The 26,694-nt window shown below is 61.2% G+C and carries 18 protein-coding genes and 1 pseudogene; 4 read left to right on the top strand and 15 right to left on the bottom strand.

From position 1 onward, the window contains the following. Nucleotides 1-114: 114 nt before the first annotated feature. Nucleotides 115-1,284: an MFS transporter gene (locus ACSQ83_RS02125; protein ID WP_436227072.1), complete on the bottom strand. Its 1,170-nt coding sequence runs from the start codon at nucleotides 1,282-1,284 to the stop codon at nucleotides 115-117. Between the two features lie 237 nt (nucleotides 1,285-1,521). Here ACSQ83_RS02125 and ACSQ83_RS02120 point away from each other — a divergent pair, with 237 nt between their 5' ends. After that, nucleotides 1,522-1,974, top strand: coding sequence for a hypothetical protein (locus tag ACSQ83_RS02120; protein ID WP_436227071.1), 453 nt, complete (start codon nucleotides 1,522-1,524; stop codon nucleotides 1,972-1,974). Here the strand turns inward: ACSQ83_RS02120 and pdeM are convergent. The 6 genes and pseudogenes from pdeM to ACSQ83_RS02090 form a co-directional block, all read right to left on the bottom strand. Continuing rightward, a complete protein-coding gene (gene pdeM / locus ACSQ83_RS02115; protein ID WP_414950938.1) occupies nucleotides 1,968-2,633 on the bottom strand; it encodes a ligase-associated DNA damage response endonuclease PdeM in 666 nt (221 codons plus the stop codon). The genes ACSQ83_RS02120 and pdeM overlap by 7 nt on opposite strands. Beyond that, nucleotides 2,630-5,260: a ligase-associated DNA damage response DEXH box helicase gene (locus tag ACSQ83_RS02110; RefSeq protein ID WP_436227070.1), complete on the bottom strand. Its 2,631-nt coding sequence runs from the start codon at nucleotides 5,258-5,260 to the stop codon at nucleotides 2,630-2,632. The genes pdeM and ACSQ83_RS02110 overlap by 4 nt, the downstream gene beginning before the upstream one ends. Beyond that, a complete protein-coding gene (locus ACSQ83_RS02105) occupies nucleotides 5,257-6,927 on the bottom strand; it encodes an ATP-dependent DNA ligase (protein ID WP_414950940.1) in 1,671 nt (556 codons plus the stop codon). The genes ACSQ83_RS02110 and ACSQ83_RS02105 overlap by 4 nt, the downstream gene beginning before the upstream one ends. Next, on the bottom strand, nucleotides 6,924-8,024 hold the full coding sequence (locus tag ACSQ83_RS02100) for a ligase-associated DNA damage response exonuclease (RefSeq protein ID WP_436227069.1): 1,101 nt from the start codon (nucleotides 8,022-8,024) through the stop codon (nucleotides 6,924-6,926). Before ACSQ83_RS02100 ends, ACSQ83_RS02105 begins: the two co-directional genes overlap by 4 nt. 196 nt (nucleotides 8,025-8,220) lie before the next feature. Further along, entirely contained in the window at nucleotides 8,221-9,213 is a 993-nt protein-coding gene (locus ACSQ83_RS02095; protein WP_436227089.1) for a 2-hydroxyacid dehydrogenase, read from the bottom strand. A gap of 36 nt (nucleotides 9,214-9,249) precedes the next feature. Next, a pseudogene (locus ACSQ83_RS02090) lies at nucleotides 9,250-10,211 on the bottom strand (LysR family transcriptional regulator). 605 nt (nucleotides 10,212-10,816) lie between these two features. On the opposite strand from ACSQ83_RS02090, the gene aspT (ACSQ83_RS02085) reads away from it, so the two are divergent. The 3 genes from aspT (ACSQ83_RS02085) (at nucleotide 10,817) to ACSQ83_RS02075 (ending at nucleotide 15,332) form a co-directional block, all read left to right on the top strand. After that, on the top strand, nucleotides 10,817-12,499 hold the full coding sequence (gene aspT / locus ACSQ83_RS02085) for an aspartate-alanine antiporter (protein ID WP_436227068.1): 1,683 nt from the start codon (nucleotides 10,817-10,819) through the stop codon (nucleotides 12,497-12,499). Between the two features lie 122 nt (nucleotides 12,500-12,621). Continuing rightward, nucleotides 12,622-14,367, top strand: a complete 1,746-nt coding sequence (gene aspT, locus ACSQ83_RS02080) for an aspartate-alanine antiporter (RefSeq protein WP_436227067.1) — start codon at nucleotides 12,622-12,624, stop codon at nucleotides 14,365-14,367. A 119-nt stretch (nucleotides 14,368-14,486) separates the two neighbouring features. Continuing rightward, nucleotides 14,487-15,332, top strand: a complete 846-nt coding sequence (locus tag ACSQ83_RS02075; protein ID WP_436227066.1) for an aldo/keto reductase — start codon at nucleotides 14,487-14,489, stop codon at nucleotides 15,330-15,332. 1,163 nt (nucleotides 15,333-16,495) lie between these two features. Here the strand turns inward: ACSQ83_RS02075 and ACSQ83_RS02070 are convergent. From ACSQ83_RS02070 to ACSQ83_RS02035, 8 genes are all read right to left on the bottom strand, one after another. Further along, nucleotides 16,496-16,915: a hypothetical protein gene (locus ACSQ83_RS02070; protein WP_436227065.1), complete on the bottom strand. Its 420-nt coding sequence runs from the start codon at nucleotides 16,913-16,915 to the stop codon at nucleotides 16,496-16,498. 131 nt (nucleotides 16,916-17,046) lie between these two features. Next, nucleotides 17,047-19,119: an ABC transporter ATP-binding protein gene (locus ACSQ83_RS02065; protein ID WP_436227064.1), complete on the bottom strand. Its 2,073-nt coding sequence runs from the start codon at nucleotides 19,117-19,119 to the stop codon at nucleotides 17,047-17,049. Beyond that, nucleotides 19,116-19,979, bottom strand: coding sequence for an ABC transporter permease (locus tag ACSQ83_RS02060; RefSeq protein WP_414950948.1), 864 nt, complete (start codon nucleotides 19,977-19,979; stop codon nucleotides 19,116-19,118). The genes ACSQ83_RS02065 and ACSQ83_RS02060 overlap by 4 nt, the downstream gene beginning before the upstream one ends. After that, nucleotides 19,976-21,007, bottom strand: a complete 1,032-nt coding sequence (locus ACSQ83_RS02055; RefSeq protein WP_414950949.1) for an ABC transporter permease — start codon at nucleotides 21,005-21,007, stop codon at nucleotides 19,976-19,978. Before ACSQ83_RS02055 ends, ACSQ83_RS02060 begins: the two co-directional genes overlap by 4 nt. Nucleotides 21,008-21,071: 64 nt before the next feature. Further along, entirely contained in the window at nucleotides 21,072-22,757 is a 1,686-nt protein-coding gene (locus tag ACSQ83_RS02050) for an ABC transporter substrate-binding protein (RefSeq protein WP_436227063.1), read from the bottom strand. A gap of 265 nt (nucleotides 22,758-23,022) precedes the next feature. Then, nucleotides 23,023-23,529 carry a cupin domain-containing protein gene (locus ACSQ83_RS02045; protein WP_436227062.1) on the bottom strand — a complete coding sequence of 169 codons (507 nt, stop codon included), beginning with the start codon at nucleotides 23,527-23,529 and terminating at the stop codon, nucleotides 23,023-23,025. 155 nt (nucleotides 23,530-23,684) lie between these two features. Beyond that, nucleotides 23,685-25,790, bottom strand: a complete 2,106-nt coding sequence (gene fusA, locus ACSQ83_RS02040; protein WP_414950952.1) for an elongation factor G — start codon at nucleotides 25,788-25,790, stop codon at nucleotides 23,685-23,687. 323 nt (nucleotides 25,791-26,113) lie between these two features. Next, nucleotides 26,114-26,668, bottom strand: coding sequence for a DUF192 domain-containing protein (locus tag ACSQ83_RS02035; RefSeq protein WP_414950953.1), 555 nt, complete (start codon nucleotides 26,666-26,668; stop codon nucleotides 26,114-26,116). Nucleotides 26,669-26,694 lie beyond the last annotated feature (26 nt).

Raw genomic sequence — 26,694 nt, 5'->3', positions numbered from 1 at the left:
ACAACTAACACTAAACGCGCGAAGACCTGTAAAGCAGCAACCCGGCATTGACCCCGACTACTAACCCCGCCCGCTAACCCCAGAACCTGCCCCCCGTCCACCGGCGCGAGCGAACTAAACCACCCCGATACTCGCCCGCCGCGCCCGTCGATCCATCGACGCAGACAGCAGGGTCAATCCAAACGCGCAGCACGCCATCAGCACCCCTACCCAAGGCAGCGAGCTAAGCGCTGCACCCGCGCCGATTGCCATCCCGCCGAGCCACGCGCCTATCGCGTTGCCAAGATTGAAAGCGCCCTGATTCAACGTCGACGCAAGATTCGGCGCATCACTCGCGCGATTCACGATCAACATCTGCAACGGCGGAACAATCGCGAAAGCGAGCACGCCCCAAACAAAGACGGTGATCATCGCGGGAATGGCGGCGTGCATCGTGCCGGCAAAAATGGCCAGCACCACGATGATCGATACAAGGAACGTCAGCAGCGAGCGCAACAACTTCCAGTCCGCGAGCTTGCCACCAAGCGTGCTCCCCACCGTCAATCCAAGCCCGAACAACAGCAGCACCAACGTGACCGCATGCGGCGAGAAACCGGTGACGTCTTCGAGGATCGGCGTGATGTACGTGAACACGGAAAAGAGACTCGCCGATGCCAGCACGCTGATGCCGAGCACCATCAGCACTTGCGGATTCTTGAGCACATTGAATTCGCGCAAGATACTCGATTCCCGCATCTCGATGTGCTTCGGCAAGCACACGGCCAGCGCACCGGCCGCGCCCAAGCCGATCAGCGTGACTACCCAGAAGGTCGCGCGCCAGCCGGCTACTTGACCGAGCGCCGTGCCAAGCGGCACGCCGAGCACGTTCGCGAGCGTGAGGCCGGTGAACATCAGCGCAATGGCTTGCGCGCGACGATTCGGCGCGACCAGGTCCGCGGCGACCACCGAGCCGATGCCGAAGAACGCGCCGTGACAAAACGCGGTCAGGACGCGCGCGATCATCAGCATCCAGTAACCCGGCGCGACGGCGCACAGCAGATTGCCGACGATGAACACACCCATCAGGCCCATCAGCGCTTTCTTGCGCGGCATTTTCGCGGTGACGATAGCGAGAATGGGCGCGCCGATAGTCACGCCCAGCGCATAACCCGACACAAGCATGCCGGCCGCGGGGATGGACACCCCGAGATCGCGCGCGACGTTGGGCAACAGGCCCATGATGACGAATTCGGATGTGCCGATACCGAACGCGGCGATGGCGAGGGCGAGAAGGGGCAGAGGCATGGAGTGAGCAATGACTGTGCTGGCCGGTCGCGCGTTATCGGAGTGAAGAACGCAGGCTCGGGCAAGCTGAAGGGATCAAATTGTACCGAACGCTGTCGGGTTTGCTTGGTGAAAACCCTGAGATTTGTACAGTTGATTCAACGAGTTGGGTTTTCAGGCTGCTCCGAGCCGTTCGGTGTTGCTTTTTGCCATCGGGCGGACTAGGTTGCGGGTTCTGCCTTTCAACCAAGGACCTTCATGACCGCGTTCCGGCATTTTTTCCCGTCGATGGTTGCCGCGCTGCTGATGTTCGCGGTCATGCCGGAGGTGTTTGCTCAGGAAGCCGACGCGAGCGCGGGACCCATTCGAACCACGGGTGGGAGCGTGGTCTTCGTTCAAGAAGGCGCCACGATCGAAGCGCAAATCGATGGCAAACCGTTCGACAAGCTGGACGCTAGCCGCATTGCGCATTTCGAGGAGCCGTCGGGGGCGCGGATGCTTGTCGAAGCATTCGATACCGGCGCGCCGGAACTCGTTCTCTACGATTTCACCAAGCGCCCGCCCACGGTTGAGCGCATGACAAAGCGCATGAAACTCACCGGGGTTTTCTGGCAGCGCGACGAAGTGGTGCTGAGAAGTACCGATGGCTGGTACAGGTTCCAGCGCGGCACGCTGACGAAGCTGACGTCATCGAAGATGACTTATCACTGAGTTCGGACCGCCATCACGCGTTCCCCCGCAACCACGAAGATCCGCTCGCCGCGCGCGCTTTCGTTCACCTCAAAGCCGCCGGTAAACGCACCGAACGCAGGCAGCACGCCGGCATCGGCACCAAAACGAAAACACGGCAATCTCGCGCTATCGCGTCGCGTGGCGACGCGGTACACCGGATGTTCATGCCCCGCCAACGCATACGCATTCGCCACGCGCTGCGGGTAATGACACAGCGCCCAAGGCCCGAACCTGTACGGCTCGTCGACCACGTCGAGCGCGAGCGCGTCGGGCGGCCCGCCGGCATGGCGATCATGATTGCCTTCCACCAGAATCAGCCGTAAGCCGGCATGCCGCTCGCGCCACTCGGCCAGCGCGCCGAGCGTGGTCAACGCGTGCGACTCACGGGCATGCAGCAAGTCGCCAAGAAATACGATCGTCGCCGGCCGGTGCATGAGGATCAAGGCGTCCAGGCGCGCAAGCGTTTCCGCCGTCGAACCTTCCGGCACCGGAATGCCCCGGGCGCGAAACACGGCGTCCTTGCCGATATGCGCATCGGCGACGAACAATGCCTGCCGCACCGGATCGAACGCCGCCCGTGCCGCCGACAACACCAGCGCATGCCCGCCAATATCCACCGTCAATGCCTCGAGCATCATGCGCGCGCCGCCTTTTCCAGATCGGCGAGCATGCGCGAGACGCGATCGGACATCTTCTCGGTGCTCACCTTCTCCCGCAACCGCGCGATAATCAGCGGAAACGCAAAGGGCGTCGGCTTCTTCGGTCGCGTCAGCGCGAGCCGGCTCGCGCTCATGCTTTTGAGCGCGGCCCGTATTCTGTCGAGTTCCAGTTCTTGCAACATCACCTCTTCCTCGGCCTGCGCAAGCAGCAGGTTGCCGCTGTCGTGCCGGCGAAAAACTTCGTAGAAAAGTCCGCTCGATGCCTGCAGTTGCCGCGCGCTTTTTTGTTGTCCCGGATGACCCTGGAAGATCAGCCCGGACACCCGCGCGATCTCGCGAAAGCGCCGTGCGGCAAGCTCGGACGAATTGAGGCTGGCGAGAATGTCGTGTTCGAGATTATCGGGCGAAAAAAGTCCGTCCTGTATGAGCGCCTCCCAGTCGAACGGTTGCGCCGATAACAACTCGAAGCCGTAATCGTTCATCGATATGGAAAACGTACTCGGTCGGTCGCGCGCCACGCGCCAGCCGATCAACGACCCAAGCCCGACGTGCGCCATCCGTCCCGCAAACGGATAACAGAACAAGTGATGCCCCTCGCGCGAACGAATTAGCTCGACCAGCAACACGCCCGGCTCGGGCAACGCCGACCACTTCGCTTGCAGTTCGAGCAGCGGCCGCACGGCTTGCATCTCGGGTTCATCGTAGATGTCGTTCACGGCGCGCGCGAGCATCATCAGCGTGGCATCGGCGAGTTCGGACGAGAGCGGCATCTTGCTGCCGGCCCATTGCGGCATCGCGCCGCGTGAGGACGTCGCGCGTTTTACGTACGCGGTCATCTCGCGCACGCGCACGAGTTCCAGCGCGCGGCCGCCGAACGTGAATACATCACCGGGCTTCAGACGCGAGACGAACGACTCTTCCATCGCACCAATCCGGCCGCCCGTCATGTACGCAATGTTGATGGTCGCGTTGGCCACGATCGTGCCGACATTGTTGCGATGACGCCGGACCAGATCTTCACGCGGCACGCGATACACGCCGTCAGCATCGAGCGTCACGCGATGAAAGTCGGGATACGCCGCAAGCGACGTGCCGCCGCGTTCGACGAACGTCAGCGCCCAGTCGAACTCTTGCTGCGTCAGGCCGCGATACGCATATGTCGTGCGGACTTCATCGAAGAGATCCCGGGCCGTGAAGCCGCCGCCTATCGCGATAGTCACCAGATGCTGGACGAGCACATCGAGCGGCTTGCCGGGCATCTCGCGGCCTTCTATGCGCCGTTGCTCGACGGCCCAGCGCGCCGCGGCCGCTTCCACGAGTTCGAGCGCGTGCGTCGGTACGATGGTGACCCGTGATGCCCGTCCCGGTGCATGTCCCGAGCGTCCGGCGCGCTGCATCAGGCGCGCGACGCCTTTGGGCGAACCGATCTGGAATACGCGATCGACCGGCAGGAAGTCGACGCCGAGATCAAGGCTCGATGTGCAGACCACCGCTTTCAGCTGGCCGTTTTTAAGGCCGAGTTCGACCCACTCGCGGACTTCGTGATCGAGCGAGCCGTGATGCAACGCGATCAATCCCGCCCAGTCGGGACGCGCTTCAAGTAGCGCCTGATACCAGACTTCCGCTTGCGAGCGGGTATTGGTGAAGACGAGCGAACTGCGCGCCTGGTCGATCTCGGCAGCAACGGGGCTTACCTGACGCGTGCCGAGATGACCGCCCCATGGAAAACGTTCGATGGTGTCGGGAATCAGCGTATCGACGATCAGCGTTTTCGGCTGCGCGCCGCGCACCACGACGCGCGGCGTCTTGACCGGCGCGAGCAACGCATCGCGAGCGAGATCGAGATTGCCGAGCGTCGCCGATAACCCCCACACCTGCAAATCGGGCCGCCAGTGCGCAAGACGAGCGAGGGCGAGTTGCGTCTGCGTGCCGCGTTTATTCCCAAGCAACTCATGCCATTCATCGACGACAACCAGCCGCACGTGCTTCATCTCCTCCGCGCCGTTTGCGCGCGTGAGCATTAGCGTGAGACTTTCGGGCGTGGTGACCAGCGCGCTCGGCATGCGCTTGTTTTGCCGCGCGCGTTCGGCGGACGGGGTATCGCCGGTGCGCATACCAATGCTCCACGGCACGGCAAGTTCTGTCACGGCAGTTTGCAGCGCGCGGGCGGTGTCGGCGGCGAGGGCGCGCATGGGCGTGATCCACAGCACCGTCAACGGCGCGGGCAGGTTGCGGCTGGGGAGCTTGTCGGAATAGGCGGCCAGCGCGCCCAGCCACACCGCCCACGTCTTGCCGGCGCCGGTGGTCGCGTGGAGCAGGCCGCTCGCGCCGCCCGAAATCTCCTTCCACACCTCCCGTTGAAACGGAAACGCTTGCCAGCCGTGCCGATCGAACCACGCAGCGAGACGTGCTTCGAACGGCAGGTTCGCCGCGTCCTGATCGATGACTATCGGCACGGGCCGGAATAGTTCGGCAACCGCATCGGCCTTCGCTTGCGCGGCACGTGTTTTCGGCACCCGGCGCGGACGAGGCGAACGGCGTTTTGCATCGCTACTTGGTTGGGTATCCTGACGGTCTCTATCGTCTTCGTCCGAGGGCGCGCTCATGGCGTCGCTCCTTCGAGGAAACCCTTGAGCATGTCGAGCGTATCGGCGTCGTCAATATGCTTGTCCGTGCGCCATCTCAACATGCGTGGAAACCGCACTGCAATGCCGGACTTATGACGTGGACTCGCCTGAATTCCTTCAAAGCCTATCTCGAATACGAGTGTCGGCGTGACGCTGCGCACCGGCCCGAACTTTTCGATGGTCGTCTTGCGCACGACCGCGTCGACCTTGCGCATCTCTTCGTCCGTCAAGCCGGAATACGCCTTCGCGAAGGGTACGAGGGTGCGCACGCCATCGGCTTCGTCCCACACGGCGAACGTGAAATCCGTGTATAAACTCGCGCGCCGGCCGTGGCCGCGTTGCGCGTAAAGCAAGACGGCGTCGATGGCGTAAGGCTCGATCTTCCACTTCCACCATGTTCCGGAAGCCTTCGTGCGTCCCACGCCATACATCGATTCACGTCCCTTCAGCATCAAGCCTTCAACGCCACGGCCGCGGCTTTCGTCGCGCAATGTGGCGAGGGTTTCCCAATCGGGCGCCTGGACCATTGGCGATACCCGCAGCAAGTCCACCGCCAAGGTTTCGCCCAACGCGGTGGCCAATGCATCGAGTTGCGCGCGGCGTTCGATCAGCGGCGTGACGCGCAGATCGCGGCCTTCGGCTTCCAGCAGGTCGTAGGCGAGAAACGTGGCGGGCGAGTCGGCGAGCACTTTCTTCGACAAGGTCTTGCGCGTGATGCGCGGTTGCAGCCGCGCGAAAGGCAATGGAGCATCGCCGCCGGGTTCCCACGCGAGAATTTCGCCATCGATAACAGTCCCGTCCGCCAGCGCGGCGCCCAGCGAGGCGAGTTCGGGAAATCGCTCGGTGATGAGATCTTCACCGCGCGACCACAGCCACACCCGGCCGCCGCGTTTCACAAGTTGCGCGCGAATCCCGTCCCACTTCCATTCGATCACCCAATCCGACGGCGCGCCGAGCGTCGACGGATCGGCTTGCAACGGATGAGCCAGGAAAAATGGATACGGCAAACCAAGATCGCTTTCGTGCGGCGTGGCGGAGTTTTCATCGTCCGGGCTTTCGGGAGCGATCAGCCGCAAATAACGCGCCGCGCCCGGCGCTTGCTGCGAGTCGGTCCAGCCGACCATGCGCTGGGCGATGCGTTTGTGATCCACGCCCGCGACTTCGGCGAGCGCGCGCACCACGAGCTGCCGTGCGACGCCCACTCGGAAACCGCCGCCTATCAGCTTGGTCAACAAGAAACGCTCGCTCCAGTCGAGTTCGTCCCAGTAGCCGAGCAAACGGGTTCGAAGCTCGCCCGGCTCCAGGCCGCGCAAGGTCAGCACGCGTCCCTCGATCCATTGCGCGAGGCCGAGTTCGGATGTGCGTTGCGCGGGCGGCAGGATATGCGCGATGGTTTCGGCCAGATCGCCGACCGCCTGATACGACTCATCGAAGAGCCATTCCGGCAGGCCGGCGCGCTCGCGGGCGAATTCGGTGAGAAGGCGGGTGGGCACCGATTGTCGAGGTTTGCCGCCGCTAAGAAAATACGACGCCCACGCGGCGTCCTCGGGTTCGGCCGCCGAAAAATACGCGATCAGCGCCTCGAGTTTTTCTTTTGTCGACGTGGTGCCGTCCAGAGCGGTGTAGAGCGCGGCGAAGCGTTTCATTGCGAGTCGGCCCCGGGCGAAGGAGGGGCTTCAACGGCCGGCTGCTCTGGTTGCGCTGACGGACTCACCGGGCCGCTTTCCGCCGCGTCGGCTTCTATGGCGTCATCGCCGTATTCGGTTGTGAATGCGCCCGCTTCCAGACCTTGTTCGCGCAGCCAGCGCACCATCGGCTCGATCTGTCCGTGCGTGACGATCACCCGGTCCGCGCCCGTTGCGCCAATCGCTGTCTGTAATCCTGGCCAGTCGGCGTGATCGGACAGCACGAAACCGCGATCCAGGCCGCGTCGGCGCCGGGTGCCGCGAAGCCGCATCCAGCCCGACGCAAACGCGTCGCTGTAGTCGCCAAAGCGGCGCATCCACGCGCTGCCTTGTGCGGACGGCGGCGCAATGATCAGCGCGCCCTGGAACGCGGTCTTGTCTTTCGTGGCGATGTCGCTGACCGGCCGCGTCGGCGGCAGATCAACGCCCGCTTGCACATAGGCCCGATTCAGCGGCTCCACGGCGCCATGGCAGAAGATCGGCCCTATGGCCGGATCGACGCCACCGAGAACCCGCTGCGCTTTGCCGAACGAATAGCAGAACAGCACGGAAGCGCGTCCTTCAGCCGCGTTATGCCGCCACCACGAATTGATGCCGTCGAAAATCACACCGGACGGTTCCCATCGATAAATCGGCAGGCCGAACGTGGATTCTGTAATGAACGTGTCGCAGCGAACCGGTTCGAACGGCACGCAAGTGGGATCGGGCTCGACTTTGTAGTCGCCTGAGGCCACCCAGACCCTGCCCGCGTGTTCCACGCGCACTTGAGCGGAGCCGAGCACGTGGCCGGCCGGATGTAGCGACACGGAGACGCCGTTGATGACCAGGCGTTCGCTGTAGGGAACGCCTTGCAACAAGATGCCCGGCAGTCGCGACAGCAACACGCCGACCCCCGGCTCAGCCGCGAGATAACGGGCGTGCCCGAAGCGGGCGTGATCTGCATGGGCGTGAGTAATGATGGCCCGGTCGACGGGACGCCACGGGTCGATATAAAAATCGCCCGGCGGGCAATAAAGGCCTTCCGGCCTCGCGACGATCAAGTCTTGCAATGCGTCCAACCGTCCCTCGCTCGCAATAAGAGATTCCGACAGTAAGAGAGCGATAGAGCAAACGGCATGCCGTCGAACAGGAATGAAACCCTGATAAATTAGTAATTATTAATTGTATGAAGAATAGATAGATTATCCGAAAATCTGATTTATCGCGCGGAAAGTATAAAAACTTCCGCTCGATAAACTTCGCAATGGGGATTGTCTACGGGAATACCTGATGGAGCGGAGAGCCATCGAACCAGGCTTTCACATTTCCGAGCGTGGTAGTGGCGATCTCGCTAAGCGCTTCGCGTGTGAAGAACGCCTGATGAGAGGTAACGATAACATTGGGAAAGGACAACAGGCGCGCAAGCACGTCGTCCTGCAGCATGTGATTCGAATGGTCTTCGAAAAAGAGTCCGCTCTCTTCCTCGTAGACGTCGAGGCCAAGGTGGCCCAGTTGCCCGCTTTTCAACGCGCCGATGAGTGCGCCACTGTCGATCAACCCGCCGCGGCCGGTATTAATCAGCATGGCGCCGTGTTTCATGCGGGCGAGTGCGGCGGCATCGATGAGGTGATAAGTGGAGGGTAAAAGCGGGCAATGCAGGCTGACGACGTCCGACTCAGACAGAAGCGTATCGAGTGAACCATAACGTGCTCCGGCTTGTATAAGATCGGTTGCTGGCGTTCCAGGATCAAACGCCAGCAGCGTCATGCCGAAGCCGGCCATGATGCGGCCGAATACCCGCCCGATTACGCCCGTGCCAATAATGCCAAGCGTCTTGCCGTGCAGGTCGAAACCCAGCAGGCCGTTAAGCGAAAAGTCGCCATCGCGAGTCCTGGCATAGGCGCGATGCAACTTGCGATTCAGCGTCAGGATCAGTCCGGCGGCGTGCTCCGCCACTGCGTACGGCGAATAAGCCGGCACGCGCACCACGCCGATCCTGAGCCTGACTGCCGCCGTGAGATCGACGTGATTAAAACCTGCCGAGCGCAGCGCCACGAGCTGCGTGCCGCCCTCGCGAAGGGTTTCCAGGACAGTTTCGTCAAGGATGTCATTCACGAACGGGCATACCACCGCGCACCCGTGGGCCAGAATCGCCGTTTGCGCGTCAAGTTGTGATTCCTGGAAATGCAGGGAATAACCAAACGCGGCGTTAGCCTCAATGAAGACGTCGCGATCATATTGCCGGCTGCTGAAGACGATCATCTGAATTGGCATCGAACGATCTCCCGCCAGCAGGCAATTAAATCAACTGGCAACTGCGCTCGCCGGAGGCACCATGGAAAGCCGGGAGAGAATGGTTTCCGGCTGCGGCAATCCAACTTCTCCGCCCGGGCCCATATGTTCGAGCGTGTAATCAATGAAGGCGCGCGTCTTGGCCGGCAGATACTGCCGTCCCGGATAAACGATAGATACCTTCACGTCCGGGTCATCAATGGCGTAATCACCCAGCACCCGTACCAGCGAGCCGTTTTCCAGATCCGCCGCGACAATGCCTTCCGGAATGATCGAAATGCCCATGTGCGCAAGCGTTCCGAGCCGGACCATCAAGGCGCTGTTGACCGTATAGACGGGGGCGAGCGTGACCTGGTCGGCGCTGCCGTTGTTGCGGTGCCGGAAGTGCCAGGTGGCGCTGCGCATTTCGCTGGGGAGCGCCACGAACGCGTGGTGCAGCAAATCGGCTGGCGTGCTGGGCGAGCCGTGCTCTTCCAGATAAGCGGGCGTGGCGACGGGAATCAGCGTGTAGTGGCGACCGGGCGTTCTACCAACGCCGTGCTCGTCACCATGAATGCCGTGACAATACCGACATCGAAACCGTCTTCCACCAGATCTACGTGACGCTCGGATAACGTGAGCCGCACATTCACTTTCGGATAAACCTGCCGGAAGCCATCGATCAGCGGCGTCAGCGCCATGAGCGAAAGCGATCCGGACGCCACTACGCGCAATGTACCGCTGGGGTCGCCTTCGGTATGCGCCACCATTGACTCGAGGTGATCGAGTTCTTCGAGCAATGCGCGGCAGCCTTCGAGATAACGCGTGCCGGCTTCTGTGAATGAGAGGTTGCGAGTAGTGCGGTTGATTAACCGGGTGCGCAAATGCGCTTCCAGCATTGCAATTGCGCGAGTCACAAGTGCGTTTGATACATCCAGTTGTTGTGCGGCGCGCCGAAAACTTTCGGTTTCCGACACCCGCACGAACACACGCATGGCATGAATTTGATTCATTGTCTCTTACCTCTCAGTGTCCAAATCAGCGTGGAACCGTATTGCGAATCACCGCGCATACGGCATTTTTTTAGATCAGTGCCAAAAAGCGTATTGACACTCATGCGGAATTGCAATATCTCAGTCGTTTCATGTTTGCATTCCACATTAACCGCAAGACTTTCACATTTGCTAATTCATTGCAAATGAAAAATTACACTTCTCCGGATTTTGGAATGGATCGTCTGATTTATGCAGATTTATGTTTCAGGAGTTGTGTTAAGTCATTCGACTTTTGGAGGAGATCGATATATCACTTGTCTTATTGCATGCAAACTGGCGATCCAACCTGCGGCGAGGCACGATAAGCTCTGCCGGGCGTTGCCAATAAAGATGTTTTATTGACCGGAAACCATCCCGGGGAGTGCCCAAATGAAGTTGGGCGTTAAATTCTTACCGTCCCGACTTGCCGGTTGGCAAACTGGCGTCTAAAAAGTACATTGTTCAACGATCTCAAAATCATGGTCATAATTAATCGAATCCTTAATTCAAGTCATTCCAGGGCGCTTGATAGTTGCATTTAGATAATCAATGGAGGCGATAATTTCATGATCTGGAATTTGCTGGCGAGCCAACCCGAAATCGCATTGTTTGCGAGTCTGGCAATCGGCTTTTTCATTGGTTCTTTCAAGCTCGGACCCATACAGCTCGGCGGCGTATGCGGCACCTTGATCGTGGCGCTGATTCTCGGACAAAGCGGTGCGCGCCTTTCACCAGATTTGAAGAATATTGCTTTCGCCCTGTTTATCTTTGCGCTGGGCTTCACCGGCGGACCACAATTCTTCGCGAATATCGGGCGCGGCTGGCGCTATGGGCTGCTATCCGTTGTTGAACTCGTGGTGGTGCTTGGGCTGGTCCTCGGGGCTGTCGCGCTTTTCAAGCTGGACCGCGGCACTGCGGCCGGTCTGCTTGCCGGCGCCGCGACGGAATCGGCGGTGGTCGGCACGGCGTCCGAGGCAATCGGCAAGCTCGGGCTGCCTGCGGCCGAGATCGCCCGGCTGCAGGCCAATATCGTCACTGCCTATAGCGTGAGTTACCTCTTCGGGCTCGTCACTATCGTGTTGTTCACCAGCCAGATCGCGCCGCTCATGCTGCGCGTGAATCTGCGCGATGAAGCCGAGCGCCTGTGGCGCGCGCTCGGTGGCGACAGCGCGCTGGCGGAGGCCCAGCGGCCGGCGGCGCCGTCGCTCGTCGCACGCGAAGTCCGCGTCACGAGTGCGGCGGATCTGAGCATCAGTGCCCTTGAAAAACGCCATGGCAACGAGCTTACCGTGGCGCGCGTGGTGCGTGGCCGCTCGATCGTCAAAGCGGAGCCGAATCTCGTGTTGAAGACGGGGGACCGGATCGTGATCGGCGGGCGCCGCGCGGCGCTCGTGGCGGCGTTGCCATCCATTGGCGAGGAAGTCGCCGGGGGCGATGTCGCCGATGTCTACGCTGACACTGTCGATGTCATGCTCACGCGGCGCGAAGTACACGGCCTGACGGTCGCGCAAGTGCGCGACCGGGCGACGCCCGCCGATAGCCACGGTATCTATATCTCGGCCGTCACGCGGCTGGACAGCACGATTCCCGCGTTGCCGGGGACGGAGCTGCATCGGGGCGACGTACTGACCTTGATCGGCGCAGCCGAGGACGTGCAGCGCGGCGCGGCGAAGCTCGGCTACGTGGTCCGCGCGACGCTGAAAACCGACTTCGTGTTTCTCGGTATCGGCGTGATCTTGGGGATTCTCGTCGGGCATTTGAGCGCGCGTATGGGCGGCGTGCAGATCGCCTTGGGGACCGGCGGCGGCTGTTTATTGTCCGGGCTGCTGTTCGGCTGGATCCGTTCGCGCTATCCCGTGATCGGTTCGCTGCCTTCAGCTGCGGCGCAAGTGCTCAAGGATTTCGGGCTGTGCACGTTTATCGCCGCGGTCGGGTTGGGGGCCGGGGCCGATGCCATCCGCCTGATCCGCGAGTACGGCGTTGCGCTGCCGCTGGCGGGCGTGGTCATCACGCTCGGCCCGGCGCTGGTGTCGCTCGCGGTCGGCCGCTGGCTGTTGAAACTCGAAGTACCGATGCTGCTTGGCGCGATCGCCGGCCAGCAATGCAGCACGCCCGCGATCAGCGCGCTGGTGGGGGTGACGGGCAATGCGACGCCCGTGATCGGCTACACGATCACGTATGCATTGTCGAACGTCCTCCTGCCGTTGATGGGGCCCGTAATCGTCGGGCTCGCGGGGAAGGTGGGGTGAACAGGATCACGTGGTAGCAGCAGGATCACGTGGTAGCAGCAGGATAGGTGCATAGGCAGGAGCGTCAGCGGGAAATCAGGTTCAGCAGGCCGGGCAGCGCATACGAAACTAACGAGGGCACTATGGAATGGATACATCAGATTTTCACGAAGTCACCGGAGATTGCGCTTTTCCTCTCTTTGGCGGTGGGGTACTTCATTGGCCAGATCAATTTCGGCAAGTTCCAGCTTGGCGGTGTGGGCGGGTCGCTGCTCGCGGCGGTCGTCATCAGTCAGTTCGGTGTCCAGATCGATAACGGCGTCAAGTCCGTGATGTTCGCGATCTTCATCTATGCGGTGGGTTACGACTCGGGGCCGCAGTTTTTCAACTCGCTGTCGCGCAAGACGCTGCGTGAGATTGCGATGGCGGTGTTTCTCGCGGTATCGGCGCTCGTGACCGTGTTGGTGTGCGCGAAGCTGTTCGGCTTGAACAAGGGGATTGCGGCGGGGTTGGCCGGCGGGGCGCTGACGCAGTCGGCGATCATCGGCACGGCCGGCGACGCCATCGCCCGGCTCGGGCTGCCGGTTGCCGAAACCAAGGCGCTTCAGGGCGACGTGGCCGTCGCTTATGCCGTGACGTACGTATTCGGATCGCTGGGCGCGATCATTGTGTGCGTGAATATCTTGCCGAAGTTCATGGGGCAGAGTTTGAAGGACGCCGCAGCGGAGGCGGAGAAAAGTTTGCTCGGCGGCGCGGTCGCGCATGGGGCCGGCCAGACGGCGGCGATGCCGGAACTCGTCGGGCGCGCTTATCGCGTGACCGGCGGCAAAGGTGCGGCGGCGCGCGTAGGTGGCGCCGATGCCGGAGGGTTGGCCTTGAGCGGTGCGGCGGGCCGGACAGTCGCCGAGATCGAGATGGCCGAGTCCGACATGATCACGATCGAGCGAATCCGCCGGGCCGGCAAGGCGCTGGAGCCGCGGCCGGACGTGATGCTGCAAGTCGACGATATCGTCCTGGTCGTCGGCCGGCGTGAAGTGATGGTGACGGCGGCGTCGAACATTGGTGAAGAAGTGGCGGATACCGATGGCATCAGCGTCGTGATGCAGAACCGGCAGGGCGTGTTCACGCGCAAGGGCATGAATCACATGACGATTGCCGCGGTGCGCACGACCGTGGATCGCGATTTGCGCCACGGCGTATTCGTGCAGGAAATTCGCCGGGCGGACCAGCCGCTGCCGATCCTTCCCGAGACCCAGCTCGAACATGGCGATGTCATCACGTTCTACGGTTCGCCGCAGGATACGAAGCGTGCGGTGGATGCAGCGGGTTATGAATTGCCGGTTACAAACAAGACCGATTTCATCTACATGGGCGTGGGGATTGTGCTTGGTTTGTTGATCGGATTGATCGTCGTCGACGTAGCCGGTGTGCCGTTGACGCTGGGCTCCGGCGGGGGCTGCTTGCTGGCCGGGCTGTTGTTCGGCTGGATGCGCGGCAAGCATCCGATGTACGGCGTGATGCCATCGGCGGCGTCGCAATTGATGAAGGATTTCGGGCTTGCCGCGTTCGTGGCGGCTGTCGGTTTGAACTCCGGGCTGGCGGCTGTGGTTACGGTGAAGAACAGCGGCCTCACGATCTTTCTGCTGGGCGCGGTTGTCACCATCTTGCCGCTCGTCCTCACGATGTTGTTCGGCCGATACGTGTTGAAATACACTAACGCGGCGCTTTTGGCGGGTGCCCTGACTGGCTCGCGCAGTGCGAATCCGGCGTTTGGCGGCGTGCTTGATAAGGCGGAAAGCGCGGTGCCGACGGTCCCGTTCGCGATCACCTATGCGTTAGCGAATGTGTTGCTGACATTGCTGGGTCCGCTAGTGGTGGGATTGGTCTGACGAAGGACAGAGCGTGCGTGGGTGCATGTGATTACACTTACGCGCGCTCAAAAAAGTTTGAACTGAGGCCGAAGACTCGAGCCCAACAACATTCGGTTCAGCAAGCAAGGGGAGCGCCCATGACGTCGCAGGAAAAAGTGGTTCATCTTCCGAGCGGAGAGCAGATCCCTGCGTTGGGTCAGGGAACGTGGGAAATGGGCGATAGCGCCAGAACCCGCAGCGCGGAGATTGCGGCGCTTAAAACAGGCGTGGATCTGGGCATGACCGTGATCGATACTGCGGAAATGTACGGCGAGGGCGAGAGTGAAAAGCTGATCGCCGAAGCTTTGAAGGATCGGCGTGACGAGCTATTCATTGTCAGCAAGGTTTATCCGCATAACGGTAGCGAGTCCGGCGTGAAGGCCGCGTGTGAACGAAGCCTCAAGCGGCTACAGACTGACCGCATCGATTTATATCTGCTGCATTGGCGCGGCGGCGAAGATCTGGAAGGGGTGATCGGCGGTTTTGAGGCGTTGAAAGCGCAGGGCAAGATTCGTCATTGGGGCGTGAGCAATTTCGACACCGACGACATGGTCGAGCTCTTTGCGCTGGAAAACGGCAACCGGTGTGCGACCAACCAGATTCTGTATAACGTCGCTCGACGCGGTCCCGAATTCGAACTCTTGCCGTGGATGCGCGAGCGCAATATGCCGGCGATGGCATACAGTCCTGTAGATCACGCGCGTCTGCCGAAACAAAGCGTGTTGAACGATATTGCGAAGGCGCGCGGTTTGTCGGCGATGCAAGTCGCGCTCGCGTGGGTCTTGCAGCAATCGCAGGTTATTGCGATCCCGAAAGCGGGGACTGTCGCTCATGTGATTGAGAACGCGGCTGCGCGAGAGGTGACTTTGTCGGGGGAAGAAATGAGTCTTATCGACTCTCAGTTCAAACCGCCAAGATCAAAACGGGCGCTGGAAATGCTTTGAGATGTTGGAGATGGAGGGGCGGGTTTTTGGGGCTAGCGGTAGGGTTGGTGCTGCGTTGCGCGGGTTCCGGGGTTGGCGGTCGGGGTCAATGCCAAGGTGCCAGGTTCCTGTGTTAGTGGTCGGGGTCATTGCTGGGTTGCTGCTTTCCAGGTCTTTGCGCGTTTTATGTTGGCTGTTTTCTTTATCACTATTAGCCACTGCGCGTGGCGGCGCGTCATTTCTTTGTCCAAAGCGACAAAGAAACGAAGCAAAGAAAACGCTTTCACCGCTCTACCCTAAGTGTCCACAGCGTGCAGTTTTCATTCATTGGTGCCCCAAAAGCACGGTGCTCGCCAGAGCCACGGATGTGTGAACCCCTCTTTCTCCGAACACGGATACCCCACGCTTCGCCACCAGTGATTGAACCTGCCAAGGGGCACCCCGCGCTATCCGCCTGGAACCACCCACCAAATTGTTCGCATGCCGAAACATGCCGCGAACCCGTTCGGGAAACAAAGCCTCCAAAATGCGTGAGGCCGTACCCGACAAAATGACTGCAAGCCACCAGCCGCTTCGCAAAAAACTGAAGCAGTAGTACACCTTGGTCCGCAATCCGCGAAGCTGGCCACGCGTCTCTGCAGCCCAGACCACACAACCAAACTTTAAAGGAACGGAATTTGGAAAGTGCGTGAGGCCATGCGGATTTGCTTGGAAAAGGTGCTTGCCCGAGAGCGTACGGGGCGAAGCGTGTTCGTGTCAGGATTCGCGAGAAGGAGGGGTTCAAACATCCTCCGCTCTGGCGAGCACCGTGCTTTTGGGGTACCAATGAAATAAAACTGCACGCTGTGGACACTTAATTTTTAGGGAGGTGAAAGCGTTTTCTTTGCTTCGTTTCTTTGTCGCTTTGGACAAAGAAATGACGCGCCGCCACGCGCAGTGGCTAATAGAGCGAAAAAGATCAGCCAACACTAAACTCGCGAAGACCTGGAAAGCAGCAACCCAGCAATGACCCCGACCGCTAACCTAGCAACCGGCATCAACCCGACCGCTAACCCCGAACCCCGAACCCCGAACCCCGAACCCCGAACCCCGAACCCCGAACCCCGAACCCCGAACCCCGAACCCCGAACCCCGAACCCCGAACCCCGAACCCCGAACCCCATCCCGTCCACCGGCGCGAGCGACTAATCACACCCGTGGTGCGCATACACAGACCCAAGCACCGCGACTTCCGCCGGCGTGCGCTTGAGCGATGCGTCATCGACTTGCTTGGCGTCGGCCAGAAATTCATCGACCAGCGTTGAGACCGGCGTATCGCTCAGGCATAGCGACACGCGCTGCGTTTCATTGGCCTTCAATTGCGATCGCTGGGCCAGAAACAGCACACCGTATTGATAACCGCGCACAATGCCGCGCACGGCGCCTACGCACTGGCCTTGCGCGGTGTTATCGGATCTCTGCGAGCATTCTTGCGCGAGCGTATAGGCAGAGAAACTCGGATCGACCGGCGGCGGTTGAATGGTTTGCTGTGCGCGGACGGCAGAGGCGCAGCCCAACGCGGAGAAAACTGCAAACGCGAACGCCGCGGAGATATTTCGCTTCATATTGTGATCCCTCATGTCGAACGTTGAACTCGATATGAGGGAACGAGCGGCGATTGGTTCCTTCAATCCTGACCTAGCGCCGACCTAGCGCCGACTTAACGCCGGCCCAAGCCCGACTTCAGCGCGCCGGTTCAGCCAGGCTTTTGCAAGCGCTTAAGCTCGGCCACGGGAATGTGGCATCGAATCCTGTGTCCATTGGCGGCGTGCGCATAGGGCGGCTCCTCCTGCTCGCAAATCGCACCTATCTTGCGCGGACAGCGCGTATGAAACACGCAACCCGACGGCGGGTCCGCTGCACTCGGCAACTCACCCGAAAGACGTATACGCTCCCGCGCTTGCGGTTCATCGCCAACGGCCGGAATCGATGACAACAACGCCTCGGTATAAGGATGATGCGGCCCGTCGAACACGTCCGTCGCGCGGCCGATCTCCATCAGCCGGCCGAGATACAGCACCGCAATGCGATCGGACAAATACCGCACCACGTGCAGGTCGTGCGAGATAAACACGTAACTTACGCCACGTTCACGCTGCAGGTCGGCAAGCAGGTTCAGGATGGCGGCTTGCACGGACACATCGAGGGCGGATGTCGGCTCGTCGCAAACCACCACACGAGGATCGCCGGCGAACGCACGCGCTATCGCCACGCGCTGTTTCAACCCACCCGACAATTGCCGCGTGCGCGAACTCAGGTAACGCTCGGGCAATCGCACGGCGGCAGTCAGCGATTGCAGCCGTGCTTCCTTCGCGGCCCCTCGCAACGCGCCGAGTTTCGACAACGACCGCGCGATCAGCCGACGCACCGAATGCGCCCGGTTCAACGCCGAATCGGGATTCTGGAACACGATCTGCAGCGACTTGACCTGTTCGTCGTTCCGGTTTGTCACGCGCGCGGGCAGGGTGGCGCCGTCGAGTTCTATGGAGCCGCCTGCATCGGGCGAGAGCAACCCGAGCAACAGCTTCGCGAGCGTCGTCTTGCCGCTGCCTGACTCACCGACCAGCCCGAGCGTTTCACCCAGCGCCAGTTCCAGCGATACATCGTGCACGGCCCGCAGCGACTCTCCGCCAACATGAAACGTCTTCGATAAATTCTCCGCGCGCAGGGCAATAGGTGCATCTGTCCTGTCGACAGCCGCGCTTAGAACCTCCGGCGTTGCGCGCGGCAAGTCGATTGCGCGTTCGTGATAATGGCAACGGGCCATCTGGTCGCCATGAGCGGCCAATACCCGATACGGCGGCGGCGCTTCACGATGACATCGGTCATCGGCGAGCTTGCAGCGTTGCGCATAGATGCACCCCTGCGTCACCGATCCCGGCAGCGGCAGCGAGCCCGGAATGGTGTCGAGCCGGCCCGTGTCCTTGCTTCGTCCCGTCGTCGGCAAACAGCGCAGCAGGCCCACTGTGTACGGATGCCGCGGCCGCGCGAATACATCGCGCGTGGTGCCTTCTTCTACAAGCTTCCCGGCATACAGCACGCCAACGCGATCACACATCCGGCCGATCACCGCCAGGTTGTGGCTGATGAAAAGCACCGCCGTCCCAAGCTCTTCGCGCAGTTGCGCGATCAGGTCGAGCACCTCCGCTTCGACCGTGGCGTCGAGCCCCGTAGTGGGTTCGTCGAGGATCAGCAATGCCGGATTGCACGCCAGCGCCATCGCGATGACCACGCGCTGCTGCATGCCGCCCGACAATTGATGTGGATAACTATCCATTACGCGTTCAGGCGACGAGATCCGTACGCGCTTCAAGATGTCGATGGTGTGCTCCAGCGCTTCACTCACCGACGCGCCCGCGAGCTCGAACGCTTCCGACACCTGCCGCGCGATGGTCAGCGACGGGTTCAACGCGCGGCCCGGGTCCTGATAAACCATCGATACCGCGTTGGCCCGCATGTGCCGCAACGCGTCGGCGTTCATCGAAGCGATGTCGTGGCCGGCGATCGAAATCTTCCCCGACTTCACGCGGCCGTTGCGCGGCAGATAACGCAATACGGCGAGCGCGGCCGTGGATTTACCACAGCCGGATTCGCCGACGAGCCCGTACGCCTCGCCGCGTTTGACCCGCAGCGAGATGTCCTGCAGCACTTCGCGGTCGCGCCCGCGCGAACGGTAGGCGACCGTCAGGCCGACAAGCGTGAGTGCGTCGGTTTCGGCGCTCTTCGATCCATCGAAGATAGGGAAGGCCGATGGCGGCGGTCCGTTCATCGTTCGAGCACTCCTTGGATGCCATCGGCAACGAGGTTCACGCCCACGACCAGCGAAGCGATAGCGGCTGCGTCGAACACAACAGTCCACCATGCGCCGCCCGCCATCAGCGTGTAGCACTCGGACAGCGCAAGACCCCAGTCAGCCGACGGCGGCTGAATGCCGAAGCCCAGGAATGACAGCGTGGCAACCGCGAAAATGGCGTAACCGAGCCGCACAGTGGCTTCCACGATGATCGGCTGCAGCACGTTCGGCAGGATCTCCGCGAACATGATGTAGAACGCATTTTCGCCGCGCAATTGCGCCGCCAGCACGTAGTCGAGATTGCGTTCGGCGAACACGGCCGCGCGCACCGTGCGCGCGGTGATCGGCGTGAAGGTGATGCCGATTACGAGAATCACGGTGACGTTGCTGGCGCCGACCGCTGCAAGCGCAAGCAGCGCAACGATCACCAGCGGCAACGCGAGCACCGCGTCGATCAGCCGGCCAATCACGTTGTCCACCCATCCATCGAAGTAACCGACGATCAAGCCAACCGCGGTCCCCGCCACCGTGCCGAGCAACGTTGCCAGCGGTGCGATGGTGAGAATGTCGCGCGCGCCGACGATCACGCGCGCGAACACATCGCGGCCGAGTTGATCGGTGCCGAACCAGTGCGTGGCGTCGGGCGGGGTGAGGGAGTTCAACGGATCGGATGCGTACGGATCCTGCGGCACGACCCAATGCCCGACCAGCGCACACGCGACCCAGAACAGCAGGATCAGCACGCCGACCACGAACGTGGGTGAGCGCAGCAGCGCTTTGCTGCGTTCAAAACGCGGCGCCCTGCGCGGTGCGGGCGCGACGGTCGCTGTGCTCATTGCGCGTTCCTCACCCGCAAGCGCGGATTCAACACAACGTACAGCGCATCCGCGATCAGGTTCGCCGCTGTATAAATCACGCCGATGGTCAGCACGCCGGCTTCGAGCATCGGGAAGTCCTTGCCTTTGGCGGCGTTATAAATGAGTGAGCCAATGCCCTGATAGTGGAACAGCGTCTCCACGACCACCAGCCCGCCGATCATGTAGCCGAGCTGCGTAGCGGCAACGGTGACGGTCGGCAACAGCGCATTGCGCAGCACGTGCCGCATGATCACCACGCGGCGCGGCAGGCCCTTGAGGATCGCTGTGCGCGTGTAGTCGGCATCGAGTGCTTCAACGGTGCCGGCGCGCGCCATGCGGGCGATGTAGCCGAAGAACACCAGCACCAGCGGCAACACGGGCAGGATCAGATGCTGCAGTTGAACGAACACATTCGACCCGGGTGGAAACGTTGCTTCAATCGGCAGCCATTGCAGCCAGATACCAAACACGAGAATCAGCACAATGGAAGAGACGAACTCCGGCACGACTGTCGCCGATAACCCCGCAATGCTGATCGTCCGGTCGATCCAGCGCCCTTCGTGGAGCGCGGCATAAACGCCGCCGGCAATACCAAGCGGCACGACGACGATAAACGCCAGCGCGCCCAGCTTGGCCGAGTTCAACAGCGCACTGCCGATGAACGGCGCCACCGGCGCGCGATACGAATACGACTCGCCCATGTCGCCGCGCAGGAAATGCGCGATCCAGCCGGCGTATTGCGTGAGCAAAGGCCGGTCGACGCCCAGTTGATGATTGAGCGCGGCGACCGCGCGCGCGTCGGCGAGAGGCCCGAGGATTGCGCGGCCGACATCGCCGGGAAGCAACTGGCCGCCCGCGAACACGATCACCGACAGCAGCCACAACGTGATGACCGCGAGCAGCAGCCGCACGCCTACGAACCGCGCAATGCGCGCGGCGCTTCCGGCGTTGCTGCGTGAGCTGATTTTCGGCGCGCCCGGCGCGGCGGAAGGAGAGACCGTGTTCATGATCGGAGCATCCTCGGGTCAACCTTCACGAGCGCAAAACTCTAAGAGATTCAAAATGAACCGGCTACGCGCCGATAGTCGCGCGTTGGAAATACAGCTGCGAAATCGCATTGAAGCGTACGCCGCTCACGTTAGCCCGCGTGACGATCAGCTGATCGTAGAAATAGGGAATCACGACCGGCGTTTCGTCGAGCAGCAAGGCCTGGATTTGCCCCGAGAGTTTTTTCTGCGATGCTACGTCGAGCGCCGCCACGAAATCCGCCACCAGCTTGTCGTATTGCGGATTCTTGAAATGCGCGGCGTTCCATGTGCCTCCGCTGGTCAGCGGCGCGTTGAGAAACACGTTCGGCACGCCGCGATGTCCGTAGTCCGTGATGCCCAGCGGCGAATCGAGCCAGTCCGACTTGCCAAAGGTGCCCGCGCCGTAATACAGCTCCTGGCTTTCCACCTTCAGCGTGATGCGGATGCCGACCGCCTTCGCTGCGTTCTGGATCACGACCGCGAGATCGGGGATCTCCATGTACTTCTCGGTCGTGAGCGTGACGTCGAAACCGTTCGGCACGCCTGCGGCCGCGAGCAATTGCTTCGCCTTCGCGACATCGAGCTTGCGCTGCGGCACGGACAAATCGCTCGATGGAAACACGGGCGAGAACGGACTGTCATTGCCCAACGCCGCGCGTCCCTTGAACAGCCCCTTGACCAGCACCTCGCGATTCACCGCCAGCGCCAACGCCTGGCGCACGCGTTTGTCCTTGAACGGACCCGTGTCGGTGCGCATATGCATCTGCCGATGCGCGCTCGACTTCACGCCGAGCACCTTGAACTCGGGATTCGTCATCATGCTGAGCCCGCCCTGCACGGTGAAGTCGCCCATCACGTCGGCTTGCCGGCCTTGCAACGCGAGCAGTTCCGATTGTTCGTCGGCGTAGAACGCGAACGTTATGCGCTCGGGCAGCGCTTTCTCACCCCAGTAATCCGGGTTGCGCACAAACGATGCACCCACCTTCGGCGTGTACTTTTCGAACTTGAACGGACCTGTGCCCGGGAACGACTTCTCGTAGGTGCCGCTGAAATTCGCCGGCAGGATCACCGCGTTGTACGTATCCGAAGAAACGTAATACGGGAAGTTGCCGTTCGGCGCGTCCAGATGGAACTCGACCGTCATGTCGTCGACCACCTTTACCGATCCCTTCGACAACACGCCCTTAAGCACGGAGAGCGCCGCCGAACCGCTGGCCGGATCGGCAAGCCGGTTGAACGTCGCAGCAACGTCCTTCGCGGTCATCGACTGGCCGTCGTGGAACTTGACGTTCGGGCGCAGCTTGAAGGTCCACACATCGCCCTTCTCGTTCGGCTTCCATGAAAGCGCGAGGGAAGGGCGGAGCACGAGCGCTTGACCGTCATCGTCGATGAGAAATTCGCCCGTCTGATTGATCAGCGCGAGGCCGGCAGGGTCGGTGACGGTAAGCGGATCGACCTGGCCCGAAGGCGTCAGATGCGCCACGCGGATCGTGCCGCCCGGCTTGCCCGCGGGCGCTTGCGCGCGTGCGTGGGGCATGCCGATCAAACCACCGGCGGCCATCGATAAACCCAGCAAACTCGCGTGCCGTAGCAACGCGCGCCGCGAGAGCCGGCCGGCTTTGAATTCATCGATGGCATGGTTGCCGAGTTCTCCCGCTGATCCCCTCGACTGTTCGAGCGCGGCATTGAAGGGGGAAAGCGAGTCCAGATCGGTTGCGGTTTTTTTCATCGGGCTGTCCGGTTCAGGATTCGGTTGTTGTTTTGACTCGACGATACTGCGCGTCCCGGCAAAGGACGGTGGCAGCGGCGGAATCGGAGGCGCGTTCAGCTTTCAGTTTAGCGGAGCAAATAGTGTTCCGATTCCCGGCGGCCGTTTCGCGTGGCAATTAATTACCCGTGCCGTGGGACAGCCGCGACACTATGGCAAAGCTTGCGGGGTGTGCGGCGGCAAGGCGGTAGAAAATTCCGTGCATGTATCTGCTCATGCAATCGGATCAATGCTCGTGCGGATGCTTATGAATCGGATCGACCCAGAAGACCTCTTCAGGCTCCTCCACTGCATCGATAGTCAGATTCACTACCACCGCTTCATTGTCGCTGCGCACGAGCACGCATTCCAGCGGTTCGTCGGTGAGCGCATTGATTTCCTGATGCGGCACGTACGGCGGCACGAAGATGAAATCGCCCGGCCCGGCCTCAGCGGTAAATTCCAGATGATTGCCCCACTTCATGCGCGCTTGTCCGCGCACGACGTAGATCACGCTCTCCAGCGCGCCGTGATGATGCGCGCCGGTCTTCGCGTTCGGATGGATCGTCACCGTGCCGGCCCAGATTTTCTGCGCACCCACGCGCGCTGCGTTGATAGCGGCCGCGCGATTCATTCCGGGCGTCTGCGGGGTGTTGGTATCGAGTTGATCGCCCTTGATCACCTTGACGCCGTTCTCGCGCCAGTCGGTGTGCTCGTGGTCATGATCGTGCTCATGATCGTGTTCATCGCTCATTGTGTTTGTCTCCGTGTATGCAGGTGTATCCATGGGAAAGCTGTCGTCAATTTACGCTGCAGTCGCCCAGGTAAAAAGCAAAAAGTCCGTCGCCGCCGGGAGGCGACAACGGACTTCGCTCAGTCACCGACTCGGGCTTCCGAATCCGGCAACGCCTACTTCCCCTTCGAGCTCACGATGGCTTCCGCGACGTTGTTCGGCGTCTCGGCGTAGTGCTTGAACTCCATCGTGTACGTAGCGCGGCCCTGGGTGAGCGAGCGTAGCGTGGTCGAGTAGCCGAACATTTCAGCCAGCGGCACCTCGGCGCGCACGATCTTGCCGCCGCCGCCCGCGATGTCCTCCATGCCCTGCACGATCCCGCGACGTGACGACAAATCGCCCATCACGTTGCCCATGAAATCCTCAGGTGTTTCCACTTCCACGGCCATCATCGGTTCGAGCAGTACCGGCTTGGCTTTCCTCATGCCGTCCTTGAACGCCATCGATCCAGCCATGCGGAACGCGTTTTCGTTCGAGTCCACGTCGTGGTACGAACCGAAGGTCAGCGTCACCTTTACGTCCACCACCGGATACCCCGCCAGCACACCGGCTTTCAGCGTTTCCTGAATACCTTTGTCGACCGCCGGAATGTATTCGCGCGGCACGACACCGCCCTTGATGGCATCGACGAATTCATAACCCGTACCCGGCTTTTGCGGTTCCAGCTTCAGCACCACGTGACCGTACTGACCGCGTCCGCCCGACTGCTTGACGAACTTGCCTTCAATATCTTCAACGGGAATACGAATGGTCTCGCGATAGGCCACCTGCGGTTTACCAACCGTCGCTTCGACGCCGAACTCACGGCGCATCCGGTCCACCAGAATTTCCAGGTGCAGCTCGCCCATGCCCGAAATAATCGTCTGGCCGGACTCTTCATCGGTCTGCACGCGGAACGACGGATCTTCCTGCGCCAGCCGGTTCAACGCGATACCCATCTTTTCCTGGTCGGGTTTCGTCTTCGGCTCGACGGCCTGGGAGATCACCGGTTCCGGGAAGATCATGCGTTCGAGAATGATCGGATGAGCGGGATCGCAGAGCGTGTCGCCAGTGGTCGCTTCCTTCAGGCCCACGGCCGCGGCAATATCGCCGGCGCGCACTTCCTTGATTTCCTGACGCTCGTTCGCGTGCATCTGGAGAATCCGGCCAAGCCGTTCCTTCTTCTCCTTGATCGCGTTGTAGACCGTATCGCCGGAATTCACCACGCCCGAATACACCCGGAAGAAGATCAACTGGCCGACAAACGGGTCCGTCATGATCTTGAAGGCGAGCGCCGAGAATGGATCTTCATCGGTCGGATGACGTTCCGCATGTTTGTCGTACTCGTCCACGCCATTGATGGCGGGCACGTCCGCCGGCGACGGCAGGTAGTCGATCACCGCGTCCAGCATGGCCTGCACGCCCTTGTTCTTGAACGCGCTGCCGCAGAACATGGGAACGATTTCGCTCCTGAGCGTGCGCGCCCGGATAGCTTCCTTGATTTCGTCTTCGCTGATGTCTTCGCCGCCGATGTACTTGTCCATCAGCGCTTCATTGGCATCCGCGGCGGCCTCGATCATCTTCTCGCGCCATTCTTCGGCGGTGGCGAGCAGGTTATCGGGGATTTCCTGGTATTCGAACAGCACGCCCTGGCTGGCTTCGTCCCAGATGATCGCTTTCATCTTCACGAGATCGATCACGCCCTGGAAGTGTTCTTCAGCACCCACGGGAATCTGCATGGGTACGGCAACGCCCTTCAGGCGCTCGCCGATCTGCCGCTGCACGCGGAAAAAGTCGGCGCCCACGCGGTCCATCTTGTTGACGAACGCAATGCGCGGCACCTTGTATTTGTTCGCCTGGCGCCAGACCGTTTCCGATTGCGGCTGGACGCCTCCGACCGAGTCATAGACCATGCAGGCGCCGTCGAGCACGCGCATCGACCGTTCCACTTCGATGGTGAAATCGACGTGTCCCGGTGTATCGATGATGTTGATCCGGTGCTCCGGATAATTCCCCGCCATGCCTTTCCAGAAGGCCGTGGTAGCGGCGGAGGTGATCGTGATGCCGCGCTCCTGTTCCTGCTCCATCCAGTCCATCGTGGCCGCGCCGTTGTGAACCTCACCAATTTTGTGATTCACACCGGTATAGAAAAGAATGCGTTCGGTGGTGGTGGTCTTACCGGCATCGATATGAGCGCTGATACCAATATTCCGATAGCGGTCGATGGGAGTCTTGCGGGGCACTTGAACCTCCTGTTGATTGGATGGAGCTTTGCAGCCCGGACTGGGCACGATGGCCCGGCCGGCGGCTCCGGAGCGAAGCTTTGTCGTGCTTGTGTGACGGCTTCGCTGGTTTATTAGGATAGCGCGTCGACAAGGTCTTTGCAGGATTCTTGCCAGCTCCGCGAAAAAGATGAATCTTTGATGACGCGCGGGCGGCATTCCGGGCCGTGACCGGGGCTGCACCTTCAGCCGCGAAAAGGAAAAAGCCGGCGCGCGCATGAGCGGGCGGCCGGCTTCGGATGAGGCGTGTCGGGGGATCAACCACCCCGCGCTCGAGGCCCTCGTTATTGCGCTGCAGGCAACCCCTTGATCTGCATGCCTGGCTGAATTCCCTTCGATGCAAACCAGCCCTTGCTCATTTCCAGCGCGTACACGCCATTGTTGCGCGGGCAGTGGTTGTTTTCCGTCTCGGCCTGCATTTCATCGATGTCCGTGACGGTCCCGTCTGCGCGGATAAACGCGATCGACAGCGGGATCAACGTGTTTTTCATCCAGAAACAGTGCACGGCCGTTTCATTGAAGACGAACAGCATGCCTTCATTCGGCTCGAGCTTCGTGCGATACATCAAGCCTTGTTCGCGATCGGCATCGTTCGCGGCAACGGCGGCGTCGATCACATACATGCCCGCGGTGAGTTTGGTGTGGGGAAAATCGGCGGGCTTTTTTGCACCCGGTGGCATTTGTCCCGGCTCTGCCGCGAGCGGTTGGGCGTGTGCCGCCATCGGCGCGACTGCAATCAACGAGACGAGCGGAACGGAAAACGCAACCAGCGCGCGGCGCACTAGACGTCCAAGATCAAACGATGAAACCGAACGGGGCGAGGGCCATGGAAGACGCACGGCGAAACTCCTGGTGAGATGAAGCC

This window comes from Caballeronia sp. LjRoot29, from assembly GCF_964252755.1.
Taxonomy (GTDB): domain Bacteria; phylum Pseudomonadota; class Gammaproteobacteria; order Burkholderiales; family Burkholderiaceae; genus Caballeronia.
Note: the sequence above shows the minus strand (reverse complement) of the source record. Positions and strands in the feature narration are given on the sequence as shown.

What these genes read in the sequence shown, in the direction of transcription:
- aspT (WP_436227067.1), top strand. Translation starts at nt 12,622, where the DNA reads ATGGAATGGATACATCAGATTTTCACGAAGTCACCGGAGATTGCGCTT.
- aspT (WP_436227068.1), top strand. Translation starts at nt 10,817, where the DNA reads ATGATCTGGAATTTGCTGGCGAGCCAACCCGAAATCGCATTGTTTGCG.
- ACSQ83_RS02075 (WP_436227066.1), top strand. Translation starts at nt 14,487, where the DNA reads ATGACGTCGCAGGAAAAAGTGGTTCATCTTCCGAGCGGAGAGCAGATC.
- ACSQ83_RS02060 (WP_414950948.1), bottom strand. Translation starts at nt 19,979, where the DNA reads ATGAGCACAGCGACCGTCGCGCCCGCACCGCGCAGGGCGCCGCGTTTT.
- ACSQ83_RS02050 (WP_436227063.1), bottom strand. Translation starts at nt 22,757, where the DNA reads ATGAAAAAAACCGCAACCGATCTGGACTCGCTTTCCCCCTTCAATGCC.
- ACSQ83_RS02110 (WP_436227070.1), bottom strand. Translation starts at nt 5,260, where the DNA reads ATGAGCGCGCCCTCGGACGAAGACGATAGAGACCGTCAGGATACCCAA.
- ACSQ83_RS02045 (WP_436227062.1), bottom strand. Translation starts at nt 23,529, where the DNA reads ATGAGCGATGAACACGATCATGAGCACGATCATGACCACGAGCACACC.
- ACSQ83_RS02105 (WP_414950940.1), bottom strand. Translation starts at nt 6,927, where the DNA reads ATGAAACGCTTCGCCGCGCTCTACACCGCTCTGGACGGCACCACGTCG.
- pdeM (WP_414950938.1), bottom strand. Translation starts at nt 2,633, where the DNA reads ATGATGCTCGAGGCATTGACGGTGGATATTGGCGGGCATGCGCTGGTG.
- ACSQ83_RS02125 (WP_436227072.1), bottom strand. Translation starts at nt 1,284, where the DNA reads ATGCCTCTGCCCCTTCTCGCCCTCGCCATCGCCGCGTTCGGTATCGGC.
- ACSQ83_RS02065 (WP_436227064.1), bottom strand. Translation starts at nt 19,119, where the DNA reads ATGAACGGACCGCCGCCATCGGCCTTCCCTATCTTCGATGGATCGAAG.
- ACSQ83_RS02070 (WP_436227065.1), bottom strand. Translation starts at nt 16,915, where the DNA reads ATGAAGCGAAATATCTCCGCGGCGTTCGCGTTTGCAGTTTTCTCCGCG.
- ACSQ83_RS02120 (WP_436227071.1), top strand. Translation starts at nt 1,522, where the DNA reads ATGACCGCGTTCCGGCATTTTTTCCCGTCGATGGTTGCCGCGCTGCTG.
- ACSQ83_RS02055 (WP_414950949.1), bottom strand. Translation starts at nt 21,007, where the DNA reads ATGAACACGGTCTCTCCTTCCGCCGCGCCGGGCGCGCCGAAAATCAGC.